We start from the raw sequence: 13,391 nt of genomic DNA, 5'->3' as shown, positions 1-13,391 counted from the left end.
GGAATCGGGACCTCTGGCCGCCCTACTCTCCTTGCGTGAAGGTGCGCCGGTACTCGCTCGGTGTCGTGCCGAGGATGCGCTGGAAGTGCAGTCGCAGGTTCGCGCCGGTGCCGAGGCCGACGTCGGCGGCGATCTGCTCGATGCCGAGCTGCGAACGCTCCAGCAGTTCGCGGGCCGTGTCGATGCGGGCGCGCATGACCCACTGCATCGGGGTGTAGCCGGTCTCCTCGACGAAGCGCCGTGAGAACGTGCGCGCCGAGACGCCCGCCTGCCGCGCGAGTATGTCGAGGGTGAGGGGCTCCCCCAGCCGGTGCAGCGCCCATTCGCGGGTGGCGCCGAAGCGCTCGCCGAGCGGTTCGGGCACGCTGCGCGGCACGTACTGGGCCTGGCCGCCGCTGCGGTAGGGGGCGGCGACCAGACGTCGGGCGGCGTGGTTGGACGCGGCGACGCCCAGGTCGCCGCGCAGGATGTGCAGGCACAGGTCGATGCCCGAGGCGGCGCCGGCCGATGTCAGCACGCGGCCTTCGTCGACGAACAGGACGTTCTCGTCGACCTGGACGAGCGGATGCCTCGTCATGAGCGCCCGGGTGTAGTGCCAGTGGGTGGTGGCCCGCCTGCCGTCGAGCAGGCCGGTGGCGGCGAGCGCGAAGGCTCCGGTGGAGATGGCGGCGAGGCGCGCGCCCCGGTCGTGGGCGGCGATCAGCGCGTCGACGACGGCCTGCGGCGGGTCGTCGCGGTCCGGGAAGCGATAGCCGGGGATGAACACGATGTCGGCCCACACCAGCGTGTCGAGGCCGTGGGCGACGTGGTACGACAGCCCGTCACCACCGGTCACCAGCCCCGGCGCCGCCCCGCACAGCCGCACCTCGTACGGCATGCTCGCCCGGGTGCTGAACACCTGCGCGGGGATGCCGACATCGAGCGGCTTCGCCCCTTCGAGCACGAGAACGGCGACGCGACGCAGACGGGATGCTGACACGGGGACAGGTTACGCACGGCCACGGGCCTGCGATGTCGCCTCCGCCCACACGCGACGAGGGTGCCGAGGGTGCGAGGGTGCGAGGGTGCCGAGGGTGCGAGGGTGCGAGGGTGCCGAGGGTGCGAGGGTGCGAGGGTGCCGAGGGTGCCGAGGGTGCGAGGGTGCCGAACTAAACTTAGGCTAACCTTCCTTGCGTGGCGAAGATCCACAGGCTGATGCCGCAGCACCCCAGGATGTTCCGCGCCGAGGTCGCACGCACCGAGCGCGTCTCGCCCTCCATCCACCGCGTCACGGTCACCGGCCCGGAGCTGGGCGCATTCGAGTGGCAGGGCTACGACCACTGGTTCCGCCTGTTCCTCCGGCTCCCCCACCAACGGCACCTGCGACTGCCCGAGGTCGTCGGCTCCCGGTGGTGGCAGCCCTACCTGGACATTCCGGAGGAGGAGCGTCCGCACTGCGCGAACTACACCGTGGCCGGTTTCCGGCCCGAGGCCGCCGAGATGGACATCGACTTCGTCATCCATCGCGGGCCCACGGGCGAACTGGAGGGCGGGGCCGCGATCTGGGCGTGCCGTGCCCGGCCCGGTGACGCGCTCGCCCTGCTGGACCAGGGCCTGCTGTTCGACTGCCCGGCCGACGCCTCCGAGGTCCTCGTCGTGGCCGACGAGACCGGGCTGCCCGCCAGCACGGGCATTCTGCGCTCCCTGCCGCGCCACACCGTGGGCCGGGTCATCCAGGAGGTCCCCACCGCCGAGGACCGGCGCGAGCTCGACGGGCCGCCCGGTGTGGCGGTCACCTGGATCGTCCGCGAGGACGGCGCCGCCGTACCCGGCAGCGCCGCCCTCGGCGAACTCCTGCGGCACCGGCCCGCCGACGCGGCCGGATACGCCTTCGTCGTCGGCGAGTCGACGCTGGCCGCCGAGGGCCGCCGTCATCTGCACCGCGCGGGCCTGCCCAAGGACCGCATCTTCTTCTCCGGCTTCTGGAAGCACGAGGCACACCAGGCGGCGTGACGCGCGTCCTTCCGCCGGGGGTCAGGCGCCCTCGACCGTCACGGTGACGGGCGTACCGGTCTCGACCGTGCGGCTGACCGTGCAGAGCCGGTCGTGGGACGTCTTGACCGCCCGGGGGAGGATCGCGCGGGCGCGCTCGGCGCCGTCACCGTCCGGGAAGACGACGGAGAAGGTGACCGTGAGGTCGGTCATCCGGTTGCCGAGCTCGTCGTTGATCTTGTTGCCGGTGACCGCAACGGAGAACTCGCTCGGTTCCGCGTGCCGGCTGGTGGCGATGTCGACGTCCACGGCCGTGCACCCGCCGAGCGCGGCCAGCAGCAGCTCGACCGGCGTGAAGTCCGTGTCCCCTTCGGTGTCGGAGCCGGTGCCGAAACTGATCGTGCCGCCGCGGGCGTTGGTCGCGGTGAAGTGCCCGGGGCCGGTTCGCTCGACGGTGACGGAGCGCAGGGAGGTGTCGGTCATGCCGACGACCTTACTGATGCAGGCGGTACGTCGCCCCGCGCGCGGTGTCGAACACGATCACCCCGGGTTCGGGCCGGCGCACCCGGACCGGACGGCCGTCGGAGGTCACCTTCAGTCGCGTCGCGGACCGTACGACCGCCCGGCTGCCGGAGCGCGAGCGGATCGCACCCTCCCGCACGGCGCCCTCGCGCCACGTCAGGTCCACCTCTCTTTTCGATGCCGTGCCCTGTCGTGGCAACAAAAGAACCCATGACTGATGCTCCGTCAGTCGGGCAGCCGCTCCAGGGCCGCCGCGATGTCGGCCTGCCCGGCGACGTCGATGAGGGCCTGTCCGATCACGGGGACGGGTTCGCGGGCCGGGAGCACCAGGCCGATGCGTTCCGTGCGGACGGGGCGGACCAGGGGCACGGCGTGCATGCCCGCGGGGACGCCGAAGACGTGCAGCCAGGCGTGGGGCACGACGCTCGCCCACTGCCCGGCCCTGACCTGGGCGAACAGGGAGGCGATCGAGTCGGTCTCCACACGCGGGGTCACGGCGACACCCACCGCCTCGAACACGGCGTCGAGGACCTGGCGGCCCTGCATCATGGGGTGCAGCAGACACAGGGGGTACTGGGCCGCCTCCTCCCAGGAGATGTCGGTGGGGCGGGAATCGGCGGCGGTCCGCTCGGTCAGCAGGACATAGCGTTCCCGGTACAGCGGGACGAACGTGAAGTCGTGGGCCGCGACGGAGCTGTGATAGGTCACGGCGGCGTCGAGTTCGTACGTCCGGAGTCTGTTCACGATGTCCTCGGCCTGGAGGTCGGCGAAGACCTGGACCGTGGCCAGCGGGTTGGCGGCGCAGAACGGCTGGGTCAGCAGCGCGACCGCGGTGGCCGCGGTGGGCACGGTCCCGATGCGCAGCCGTCCGGTGAGCCCGGCCCGCAGTGCCTGGATCTCGCCCTGCATCGCGTCGCGGTCGGCCAGGATGCGCTGCGCCCAGACCACGACCCGCTCACCCTCGGGGGTCAGCCCGTCGAACCTGCGGCCGCGCTGGACCAGGGGGATGCCCAGCTCCTCCTCCAGTTTGCGGATCCCCTCGGACAGAGCCGGCTGGGAGACGTAGCAGGCCTGCGCCGCCTTCGCGAAGTGGCGGGCGCGGGCGAGGGCGACGAGGTACTCGAGTTGGCGGAGCAGCACACCTCAATGATCCACCTCGGCCGTGCGCGCTGTCCCGGCGACCGCGCGATCTGATCGGCGCGGCCTATCACGCGATAACAACTACCGCTTTGACCTGGGCCGATGGTCTGGCAAAGAGTGGGGAGGCGGATGACGGAGAGGGCGTGGTGCGCGGTGCGGGACGGCGACGAACCGGATGAGGGCGAGCTGTCGGTGACGGCTCCCAGGACATGGGCCACGGGTGCTCCGGCGGTCGTCCACGCCCTGAAGTACGCGCTGGGCCAGACCTCGCCGAAGCGCACCGCGCTGACGCTGCTGAGCATCAACCAGGCGAAGGGCTTCGACTGCCCGGGCTGCGCCTGGCCGGAGCCCGCGGCGGGGCAGCGGCACCGCAACGAGTACTGCGAGAACGGCGCCAAGCACATCAGCGACGAGGCCACCTCCCGCAGGGTGACCGCCGACTTCTTCCGGCAGTACTCGGTCGAGGAGCTGAGCCGTAAGTCGGACCGCTGGCTCAACCAGCAGGGCCGGCTGACCGAGCCGATGGTGCTGCGCGAGGGCGCCACGCACTACGAGCCGATCGGCTGGGACGAGGCGCTGGACCTGCTCGCCCGCGAGCTGCGTGCCCTGGACCACCCGGACGAGGCGCTGTTCTACACCTCCGGGCGGCTGGCGAACGAACCGGCGTTCCTGCTCCAGCTGTTCGCGCGGGCCTTCGGCACCAACAACCTGCCGGACTGCTCCAACATGTGCCACGAGTCCAGCGGTTCGGCGCTGGGCGAGACCCTGGGCATCGGCAAGGGCAGCGTCAGCCTGGACGACCTGCACAACGCCGACCTCGTCTTCGTCGTCGGGCAGAACCCCGGTACCAACCACCCGCGCATGCTGACCGCGCTGGAGGAGACCAAGCGCCGCGGCGGCAGTGTCGTGGCCGTCAATCCGCTGCCCGAGGCGGGACTCCTGCGTTTCAAGCACCCGCAGAAGGCGCGCGGGATCATCGGCCGCGGCACGGACATCGCCGACCAGTTCCTCCAGATCCGGCCGGGCGGCGACCTGGCCCTGTTCCAGGCGCTCAACCTGATGCTGCTGGAGGCCGAGGACAAGGAGCCGGGCACCGTCCTGGACCGGGAGTTCATCGAGGCGCACACCACCGGCTACGACGCCTTCGCCGAGCACATCCGCGCCACGACGTCGTGGGACGCGGTGCTGGCGGCCACCGGTCTGAGCCGCGACGAGATCGAGCGGGTCCACGAACGCGTCCTGAACAGCCGTAGCGTCATCGTGTGCTGGGCCATGGGCCTCACCCAGCACAAACACGGTGTGCCCACCATCAGGGAGGTCGTCAACTTCCTTCTGCTGCGCGGGAACATCGGCCGTCCGGGCGCCGGGGTGTGCCCGGTCCGCGGACACAGCAACGTCCAGGGCGACCGCACGATGGGCATCTGGGAACGCATGCCCCAGGCCTTCCTGGACCGGCTGGGCCGCGAGTTCGGTTTCACCGCTCCGACGGCGCACGGTCTGGACTCCGTCGACTCCATCCGGGCCATGCTCGACGGACGCGCCAAGCTCTTCCTCGGTGTCGCGGGCAACTTCGTCCGGGCCACCCCGGACAGCGACGTCACCGAACGCGCCATGCGCGGCTGCCGCCTGACCGCGCACATCTCGACCAAGCTCAACCGGTCCCACACCGTGTGCGGGCGGACGGCGCTGATCCTGCCCACGCTGGGCCGCAGCGACCGGGACGTCCAGGCGGGCAGGGAGCAGTTCATGACGGTCGAGGACTCCATGAGCGAGGTCCACTCCACCCGTGGCCGCCTCGACCCCGCCTCCCCGCACCTGCTGAGCGAGGTCTCCCTCATCACCCGCCTCGCCAGCCGGGTCCTGGGCTCCGAACCGGACATCCCCTGGGCGGACTTCGAGGCCGACTACGACCTCGTCCGCGACCGCATCGCCCGGGTCGTCCCCGGTTTCGAGGACTTCAACGAGCGGGTCCGGCGCCCGGGCGGCTTCCGGCTGCCCAACCCGGTCAACGAGCGGGTGTTCCGCACGGCGAGCGGCAAGGCCGTCTTCACCGCCAACGCCTTCACGGCCCTCGAAGCGCCCGAGGGCCATCTCGTCCTCCAGACCCTGCGGTCGCACGACCAGTGGAACACCGTCCCCTACGCGATGGACGACCGATACCGGGGTATCAAGGGCGGCCGGCGCGTCGTCCTCGTGAACGCCTCCGACCTCGCCGACCTCGGTCTTCCCGACGGCACCCTCGTCGACCTGATCAGTGTCTGGACCGACGGCTCGGAACGCCGCGCCGACGGCTTCCGCGTCGTCGCCTACCCCACTCCCCCGGGCTCCGCCGCCGCCTACTACCCGGAGACCAACGTCCTGGTGCCGCTCGACAGCGTGGCGGACATCAGCAACACGCCGACGTCGAAGAGCGTCATCGTCCGTCTGGAGCGTGCTTCGGCGTAGCGCGCACAGGCCGCCACCGCGTTAGGTGCAACCTTGGGGTTGCACCTAACGTGGTCGACGTGCAACTCTGGAGTTGCATCAACGGCGGCGACGAAGGAGCCCCTCATGAGCGAGGACCGAATCGAGCGCGAGACCCTCATCGCGGCACCCCTGGAGCGGGTCTGGTCACTGGTGGCCCAGCCCGGGTTCTGGGTGGCCGACAAGGCGAGCCTGCCGGGGACGGTGGCCAGGGAGGGCGAGACGATGGTGGCGAAGAACGCCGAGCACGGCGACTTCCCGGTGCGGGTGGAGAAGGTGAGGCCGCCGACCTATCTGGCGTACCGCTGGACCAGCGCGTTCCCCGGGGAGGAACTGCGCGAGAACAACAGCACCCTGGTGGAGTTCACGCTGAGCGAAGAAGGCGGCCACACCCGGCTCCGGGTCGTGGAGAGCGGGTTCACGGCGCTGGCCGGGTCCGAGGAACTGCGCAGCCAGAACCACAAGGACCACTCCCAGGGCTGGCCCCTGGAACTCGACGCGCTCAAGTCGCGCGCCGAGCAGCCCGCCACGTGACGGAGGAACGCCCCGGCACCGCCGACGTCGTCGACAGTGTCCTCGGCGCCCTGGCCGACCCGACACGGCGGCAGCTGCTCGATCTGCTCGCCGCCCGCGGCGAGGCCACCGCCACCACGCTCGCCGGACAACTCCCCGTCTCACGCCAGGCGGTGGTCAAACACCTCGCCGTCCTGGACGCGGCCGGGCTGGTCACCGGCGGCCGGGTCGGACGCGAGGTCCGGTACGCGGTGCGGCCGGCCGCACTGGACGCGACGGCCCGGTGGATGGCCTCGCTGGCGGCCGACTGGGACCGCCGCCTGGCGACCATCAAGCGCGTCGCCGAGGCGGCGGAACGGGACGCGGGCGCCACGCCGCCCGAACCGGGCCCGGGCGCCCACGCCTCCTGAACCGGGGCCCGGCGCCCACGCCACCCACGTTCGGAGCCCCTGCGCCGCGCCTGCACCGTCCAGGACCCAGGCGCCACGCCCTACCGGGGGGTTCGGCTCCGCGCCCCTGCCCAGGGGTCGAGCCCCCACGCCTCGTGAACAGGGCCCCATCACCGCGCCCTTGCCGCAGGACCCAGGCGCCACCCACCCCACCGGGCGCCCGGCTTCACGCCCCCTCGCCCAGGACCCAGACACCACGCCAGGCCACGCCACCCGAACCGGAGCCCGGCCCCGCGCCCCTTTCCCCGGCCAGGGGCCGGTGCCACCCCTCTCGACCAGTGCGTCGAGCCTCCGCTCCCCCACCGGCCGCCCCTCCCCGCGAGTGAAGGAACGCACCCCATGGACACCACCGCACTACGCGGCGCCTACGACAAGCTCCTCGACGCCGCGGCCACACCCGGTCTCGGTGAGGCCGCCGACGGCGGCTGGGACGCCGACCACGTCCTGGCCCATCTCCTCAGCCTCGACGCCTCCGTCGCGGCGGTCGCCCTGGGGGTGGTCGCCGGGGCGCGGCCGACCCTCGACAACCGGATTTCCCTCGACCCGTGGAACCTCGATCGCGTCATCGCCCGGCACACGGACCGGGCGGACCTGATCGAGCATGTCCGGCGCCAGGCCGGTGTGCTGTGCGACATCGCCGATCAGCTCGACGAACAGGCCGCCGCGGTCCTCGTACCGACACTGCTGCTGTCCAACGACACCGTCGCGGTGGACCAGCCGCTGCCCCTGGCGGCCCTCATCGACGGCCTCGCCGGCAACCACGTGCCCGAGCACACGCGACAGCTGCTCGATCTGCGCGTCGCCTGAGGCGCCGTACGGCTCACTCGTTCAGCGCCGCCTGGACCACCGCCTTGGCCTCCTCCTGGACCTGGGTGAGGTGGTCGGGGCCGAGGAAGGACTCGGCGTAGATCTTGTAGACGTCCTCGGTGCCCGAAGGGCGGGCCGCGAACCAGGAGTTGGCGGTGGTGACCTTGATGCCGCCGATGGCCGCGCCGTTGCCCGGGGCCTCGGTGAGGACGGCGGTGACGTCCTCACCGGCGAAGGACTTCGCGCCGACCTGGGCCGGGGACAGCCGCCCGAGCAGGGCCTTCTCCTCGCGGGAGGCGGGGGCGTCGATGCGGGCGTAGGCGGGTGCGCCGAAGCGGTCGGTCAGGCCGGTGTAGTGCTGGGACGGCGTCTTCCCGGTGACGGCCGTGATCTCGGCGGCGAGCAGCGCCAGGATGATGCCGTCCTTGTCGGTGGTCCACACCGAGCCGTCCCGGCGCAGGAAGGACGCGCCGGCCGACTCCTCGCCGCCGAACCCGATCGATCCGTCGACGAGACCGTCCACGAACCACTTGAATCCGACGGGGACTTCGACGAGCCGGCGCCCCAGGTCTGCGGCGACCCGGTCGATCATCCCGGACGACACCAGGGTCTTGCCGATTCCCGCGTCGGCGGGCCAGCCCTCGCGGCGGGAGTAGAGGTAGGAGATGGCCACGGCCAGGTAGTGGTTGGGGTTCATCAGCCCCGCGTCCGGGGTGACGATGCCGTGCCGGTCGGCGTCGGCGTCGTTGCCGGTGGAGATCTGGTAGCGGTCGCGCTGCTCGATGAGCGAGGCCATCGCGTACGGGGACGAGCAGTCCATGCGGATCTTGCCGTCCCAGTCCAGCGTCATGAACCGCCAGGTGGGATCGGTGTACGGGTTGACCACGGTCAGGTCGAGCCCGTGCTCCTCGGCGATCCGGCCCCAGTACGCGACCGACGCCCCGCCCAGCGGATCGGCGCCGATCCGGACCCCCGCCGTACGGATCGCGTCCAGGTCCAGCACGCTCGGCAGGTCGGCGACATACGTGCCGAGGAAGTCGTAGCGGCCGGTGGTCGCGGCGGCGAGAGCACGGGCGTGCGGAATACGCCGTACGTCCTTCAGACCGCCGGCGATGATCTCGTTGGCCCGGTCCTGGATCCAGGAGGTCGCCTGCGAGGCCGCCGGGCCGCCGTTGGGCGGGTTGTACTTGAACCCGCCGTCGGTGGGCGGGTTGTGGGAGGGCGTGACGACGACGCCGTCCGCGAGAGCCGAGGTCCGTCCGCGGTTGTGGGCGAGGATGGCGTGCGAGACGGCCGGGGTGGGCGTGTAGCCGTCGGCGCTGTCGATGAGCACCGTGACCCCGTTGGCCGCGAAGACCTCCAGGGCGGTGACCCTGGCCGGTTCCGACAGGGCGTGGCTGTCGGCGCCCAGGAAGAGGGGGCCGTCCGTGCCCTGGCTCGCGCGGTACTCGCAGATGGCCTGGCTGGTGGCGGCGATGTGCGCCTCGTTGAACGAGGTCGCCAGGGACGATCCGCGGTGTCCGGAGGTCCCGAAGGCGACGCGCTGCCCCGGCTCGGCCGGGTCGGGCTGCGCCGCGTAGTACGCCGTGACCAGCCGGGCGACGTCGACGAGATCCTCAGGACCGGCCGGCCTGCCCGCTCGCTCGTGTTGCATCTGCCCGCTCCCACACATGACTTGTCCTACGGTGACGCCCTCATCCTTCCTTGTCGGGGCCGTGGTGCGCGAGTGGGCCCCCGGTCCGGACTCGCGGCATCCCGGCGGATACGGCACCGGGGAGCGTTCACCGCCCCGCCTGCTCCTCCCGTGGCCCCTCGCTCTCCCGCGGCGGCTGGCCTCGTGGCGCGTCGCCCGCGGTGAGGTGTTCCAGCACCTCCACCAGCTCCTGGCAGGCCGCCTCCACCGAGCGCCGGGTGTTGCGCTGCTCGGTGATCACCGCCGACAGGAGCAGGGCGGTCAGGGCCATGGTGCCGTTGAAGGCCTGGAGTTTGATCATCACCTCGATGCGGGTCAGCTCCCGGAAGGGGCCGGCCCCGTCGGTGGCGGCGACGGTGGCCATGACGGACGTGAACAGGGCGCAGAGCATGCTGCCGACGAGCTGGAAGCGCAGGGCCGCCCAGATCAGCAGCGGGTAGACGAGGAACAGCACGCTGACGGTGCTGTGCGTGACCAGGGGTACTACGGCGCAGGTGAAGACGGCGAGTCCGGTGGCCTCCAGCCAGCGGGACAGGTTCGGGGGCCACCGTGCCGCGTGCAGCAACAGCAGCAGCGGCGTGACGATCAGGACACCCATCGCGTCGCCGACCCACCAGGCCAGCCAGACGGACCAGAAGCCGCCGGTGGTGAGGTGGTCGGTGATGACGAGCATGCCGACGCCCACCGTGGCGCTGATCAGCATGCCGGTCAGCGCGCCGAGGAACACCAGGGCCAGGCCGTCCCGCAGCCGGCTCAGGTCGGTGCGGAAGCCGACCCGGCGCAGCATGAGGTAGGCGCAGACGGGAGCGGCGGTGTTGCCCGCCAGATTGCCGAGCACCTCGGGTGACAGCGCGGTGAGATGCATGATGACGAGCAGGACACCGAGGGCGATGCCGGGCCAGGCGCGCAGGCCGAAGACCAGCAGGCAGGCCACCGCGACACCGGTCGGCGGCCAGATGGGCGTGAACACCGCGCCCTCGACGACCAGGTTCCGCAGCAGCCCGAGTCGCCCCGCGGCGTAGTAGCAGGCGGCGACAGCCAGCGTCCGGAGGACGAAGACGCCGGTCCGGCGCAGCTCCTCGTTACCCACCACACCAGCCATCAGACACCGGCCCCGCCGTTCCGGCGAGGCGGGAGCGACGGCATGACGCCCTACGGCTGAACTTCGGCCCCTTCGCCGGGGCCCTCCGCGGCCTTGTCGTACCCGACGACCAGGACGGCGGCGTCGTCCTCGTGGCCCACCAGGTCCGCGCCACGGATCACGGCGGCGGCGAGCGCGCTCGCGTCCATGCCCGCCACGGCGGCCACCCCCGCCAGCCGTACGACCTGGTCCAGTCCCTGGTCGACCTCCATGGACGGCCCCTCGACCACTCCGTCCGTCAGCAGGACGAACACTCCGCCGGTGGTGAGCCGGTACCGGGTCACGGGGTAGGTCATGCCGGCCTGGACGCCGAGGGGCGGACCGGCCTCGTCGTCGGCGACACCGGACTTGCCCTCGGCCGTGGCCCAGACGCAGGGGACGTGTCCGGCCCGGGCGCTCTCCAGGACGCCGGTGCACGGGTCGAGGCGCATGAAGGTGCAGGTGGCGAAGAGGTCGGTGCCGAGGGAGAGCAGGAGGTCGTTCGTGCGGGCGAGGAGCTCGCCGGGCTCGCTCGTCACGGAGGCGAGGGCGCGCAGGCCGACCCGCACCTGGCCCATGAAGGCGGCGGCCTCGATGTTGTGGCCCTGCACGTCCCCGATGGACAGTCCTATCCGGCCGTCGGGCATGCGGAAGGCGTCGTACCAGTCCCCGCCCACATTGAGGCCGTGGCAGGCCGGTGCGTAGCGGACGGCCAGGTGGAAGCCGGGCTCGGTGGGCATCTCGGCGGGCAGCATGCCGCGCTGGAGGGCGATGGCCAGCTCTACGCGGGAGCGCTGGAGCTCCGCGTGCTCGCGCGCCCGGGACGTCAGCGAGCCGAGCCTGGCCAGCAGCTCGTCGCCGTCGTGCGGAGGGCGCTTGCGGGACATGGATCGCTCCGATGGGATTTCTTCCCATTCAGGGCATCAGCCCCAAATGCTTCCTATCGGATGATAGCGATGCCGCGCCACGGCCCGGAATCCCCGCCCGGCGGGACACCGCTCACACGGGTTCGAGGCCCGGTTTCCCCGCCTCGACGGCGAAGGACCCGGCTGTCGTGATCGGCGCGCCCGGGGTGGTCACCGCGGAGACGGTCCTGAAATCGGCCCGCGCCTCGCCCTGCCCGAGGGCTACCCGGACGTAGCCGCGCCGCCCGTCGTAGAACTTCAGGTGCGGGTTGGCCTTCATGTAGGTGTCCCAGGTGCCGGGCCGCTCGGCGCCGTCCTTGCCGCTCGTGACCGAGGTGGCGACGATCTCCGTCCCCAGGGTCCGGGACGCCGGGTCGTCGAAGACGTCCTTGATCTCGAAGGCGTACCCCACATGGACGTCACCCGTGAGGACCATCAGGTTCTCGATCCCGGCCGATTTCGCGCCGGCGAGGATCCGGTCACGTGAGGCGCGGTAGCCGTCCCAGGCGTCCATGGACATCAGCGACTGCGCGTTGAGATCCAGCCGGCGCTGGGAGAAGCAGACCTGCTGGGGCATGACGTTCCACACCGCGTCGGAGGTGCGCCAGCCGTCGATCAGCCAGTCCTCCTGCGTCTGCCCGGTCATGGTGCGCGCCGGATCGTCCGACTCCGGTCCCGGCACGTGCTTGGTGTCTCCGTACGCCTGGTCGGAGCGGTACTGACGGGTGTCGAGCACGTCGAACTGGGCGAGGGTGCCCCAGTGCAGCCGCCGGTACAGCCGCAGGTCGGATCCCACGGGCAGCTGGGCCGCGCGCAGTGGCTGGTTCTCCCAGTAGGCGCGGTAGGCGGCGGCCCGGCGCAGCAGGAACCGCTCGGGCGGGCTGCCGTGCTCGTCGACGGCACCCGCGTAGTTGTTCTCGGTCTCGTGGTCGTCCCAGGTGACGACGAACGGGTGGGCCGCGTGCACCGCCCTCAGGTCCGGGTCGCTCTTGTACAGGGCGTACCGCAGCCGGTAGTCCTCCAGCGAGACCGTCTCCCGGTTGAACACGTCGGGCAGGGTGCCGCTGGGGTACCCACGCGCGCCGCCGGAGGAGTTCACGGGGTACTCGTACAGGTAGTCGCCGACATGGAGGACGATGTCGACGTCGTCCTCGGCCAGGTGCCGGTGGGCGGTGAAGTAGCCGTCGTGGAAGGCCTGGCAGGACACCGCGGCAAAGGTCAGGCTCGTGGCGGCCGAGGTGCGGGCGGGCGCGGTACGGGTGCGGCCGGTCTCGCTGATCCACGTCCCGGCCCTGAAGCGGTAGAAGTACGCGTGGTCCGGGTCGAGGCCGTCGACATCGACGTGCACGGTGTGGTTGTACTCGGGGAAGGCGACGGCGGCGCCGGTGCGGACCACGACGGCGAACCGATCGTCCAGGGCCACCTCCCAGAGCACCACGGCGGCCAGCCCGGCCATGCCGCCGCCCGGCTCGTACGGGGCGGGCGCCAGCCGGGTCCACAGCACCACGGAGTCCGGCAGCGGGTCTCCGGAGGCGACACCCAGGGTGAACGGATCGTCGGCGATCTTCGACGGGTCCATCCGGCGGACGCCGGCCGCGCCCGCGGCCGGGACGTTCGTGGTGAAGGCCAGCGCGGCGGTCGCGGCGGTCAGGGAGAGGAAGCGGCGGCGCCCGAGGTGACGGGCTGCGGCCCGCAGTCGGCGGTCTGCTGAGCTCATGCGGTCCTGGTTCACGGTCGGCGGTGCACGGGCACGCCGGCTCCACAGGCCCGAACCGGAATGCAGCGGACCTGCGGATCGTAAGGAGACG

13 protein-coding genes are annotated in these 13,391 nt (G+C 71.8%); 5 read left to right on the top strand and 8 right to left on the bottom strand.

Annotated features, from left to right (window positions below; translation table 11 throughout):
• Window positions 1–22: 22 nt before the first annotated feature.
• On the bottom strand, window positions 23–979 hold the full coding sequence (locus tag SLINC_RS42645) for a GlxA family transcriptional regulator (RefSeq protein ID WP_079164996.1): 957 nt from the start codon (window positions 977–979) through the stop codon (window positions 23–25).
• A gap of 194 nt (window positions 980–1,173) precedes the next feature.
• On the opposite strand from SLINC_RS42645, the gene SLINC_RS42640 reads away from it, so the two are divergent.
• Window positions 1,174–1,992, top strand: coding sequence for a siderophore-interacting protein (locus SLINC_RS42640; RefSeq protein ID WP_067443773.1), 819 nt, complete (start codon window positions 1,174–1,176; stop codon window positions 1,990–1,992).
• Between the two features lie 21 nt (window positions 1,993–2,013).
• Here the strand turns inward: SLINC_RS42640 and SLINC_RS42635 are convergent, their stop codons facing one another.
• From SLINC_RS42635 to SLINC_RS42625, 3 genes are read right to left on the bottom strand one after another with little or no spacing between them, the layout of a single operon-like run.
• A complete protein-coding gene (locus SLINC_RS42635) occupies window positions 2,014–2,454 on the bottom strand; it encodes an OsmC family protein (RefSeq protein ID WP_067443772.1) in 441 nt (146 codons plus the stop codon).
• A gap of 10 nt (window positions 2,455–2,464) precedes the next feature.
• Window positions 2,465–2,659: a glycoside hydrolase family 95-like protein gene (locus tag SLINC_RS42630; RefSeq protein WP_067443771.1), complete on the bottom strand. Its 195-nt coding sequence runs from the start codon at window positions 2,657–2,659 to the stop codon at window positions 2,465–2,467.
• 59 nt (window positions 2,660–2,718) lie between these two features.
• Window positions 2,719–3,633, bottom strand: coding sequence for a LysR family transcriptional regulator (locus SLINC_RS42625; protein WP_067443770.1), 915 nt, complete (start codon window positions 3,631–3,633; stop codon window positions 2,719–2,721).
• 129 nt (window positions 3,634–3,762) lie between these two features.
• Between SLINC_RS42625 and SLINC_RS42620 the strand changes: the two genes are divergently transcribed.
• The 4 genes from SLINC_RS42620 to SLINC_RS42605 all read left to right on the top strand — a co-directional run bounded on the left by SLINC_RS42620 (window position 3,763) and on the right by SLINC_RS42605 (window position 7,865).
• On the top strand, window positions 3,763–6,078 hold the full coding sequence (locus SLINC_RS42620; RefSeq protein ID WP_067443769.1) for an FdhF/YdeP family oxidoreductase: 2,316 nt from the start codon (window positions 3,763–3,765) through the stop codon (window positions 6,076–6,078).
• A 105-nt stretch (window positions 6,079–6,183) separates the two neighbouring features.
• A complete protein-coding gene (locus tag SLINC_RS42615; RefSeq protein ID WP_067443768.1) occupies window positions 6,184–6,630 on the top strand; it encodes an SRPBCC domain-containing protein in 447 nt (148 codons plus the stop codon).
• Entirely contained in the window at window positions 6,627–7,019 is a 393-nt protein-coding gene (locus tag SLINC_RS42610; protein WP_067443767.1) for an ArsR/SmtB family transcription factor, read from the top strand. Before SLINC_RS42615 ends, SLINC_RS42610 begins: the two co-directional genes overlap by 4 nt.
• Window positions 7,020–7,397: 378 nt before the next feature.
• Window positions 7,398–7,865, top strand: a complete 468-nt coding sequence (locus SLINC_RS42605; RefSeq protein WP_067443766.1) for a hypothetical protein — start codon at window positions 7,398–7,400, stop codon at window positions 7,863–7,865.
• 13 nt (window positions 7,866–7,878) lie between these two features.
• Here the strand turns inward: SLINC_RS42605 and pgm are convergent, their stop codons facing one another.
• From pgm to SLINC_RS42585, 4 genes are all read right to left on the bottom strand, one after another.
• Entirely contained in the window at window positions 7,879–9,519 is a 1,641-nt protein-coding gene (pgm, locus tag SLINC_RS42600) for a phosphoglucomutase (alpha-D-glucose-1,6-bisphosphate-dependent) (RefSeq protein ID WP_067443765.1), read from the bottom strand.
• Between the two features lie 127 nt (window positions 9,520–9,646).
• Entirely contained in the window at window positions 9,647–10,660 is a 1,014-nt protein-coding gene (locus SLINC_RS42595; protein WP_211292773.1) for an MASE1 domain-containing protein, read from the bottom strand.
• A gap of 50 nt (window positions 10,661–10,710) precedes the next feature.
• Complete coding sequence (locus SLINC_RS42590) at window positions 10,711–11,565, bottom strand: PP2C family protein-serine/threonine phosphatase (protein WP_067443763.1); 855 nt, start codon at window positions 11,563–11,565, stop codon at window positions 10,711–10,713.
• 112 nt (window positions 11,566–11,677) lie between these two features.
• Complete coding sequence (locus SLINC_RS42585; RefSeq protein ID WP_067443762.1) at window positions 11,678–13,300, bottom strand: alkaline phosphatase D family protein; 1,623 nt, start codon at window positions 13,298–13,300, stop codon at window positions 11,678–11,680.
• Window positions 13,301–13,391 lie beyond the last annotated feature (91 nt).

It is taken from the genome of Streptomyces lincolnensis (assembly GCF_001685355.1).
GTDB lineage: Bacteria > Actinomycetota > Actinomycetes > Streptomycetales > Streptomycetaceae > Streptomyces > Streptomyces lincolnensis.
This window is presented reverse-complemented; position numbering and strand designations above follow the sequence as displayed.

Bases quoted from the DNA above. Each gene is read 5' to 3' on its own strand.
- SLINC_RS42635 (WP_067443772.1), bottom strand. From the start codon at position 2,454: ATGACCGACACCTCCCTGCGCTCCGTCACCGTCGAGCGAACCGGCCCC.
- SLINC_RS42620 (WP_067443769.1), top strand. From the start codon at position 3,763: ATGACGGAGAGGGCGTGGTGCGCGGTGCGGGACGGCGACGAACCGGAT.
- SLINC_RS42615 (WP_067443768.1), top strand. From the start codon at position 6,184: ATGAGCGAGGACCGAATCGAGCGCGAGACCCTCATCGCGGCACCCCTG.
- SLINC_RS42605 (WP_067443766.1), top strand. From the start codon at position 7,398: ATGGACACCACCGCACTACGCGGCGCCTACGACAAGCTCCTCGACGCC.
- pgm (WP_067443765.1), bottom strand. From the start codon at position 9,519: ATGCAACACGAGCGAGCGGGCAGGCCGGCCGGTCCTGAGGATCTCGTC.
- SLINC_RS42595 (WP_211292773.1), bottom strand. From the start codon at position 10,660: ATGGCTGGTGTGGTGGGTAACGAGGAGCTGCGCCGGACCGGCGTCTTC.
- SLINC_RS42590 (WP_067443763.1), bottom strand. From the start codon at position 11,565: ATGTCCCGCAAGCGCCCTCCGCACGACGGCGACGAGCTGCTGGCCAGG.
- SLINC_RS42585 (WP_067443762.1), bottom strand. From the start codon at position 13,300: ATGAGCTCAGCAGACCGCCGACTGCGGGCCGCAGCCCGTCACCTCGGG.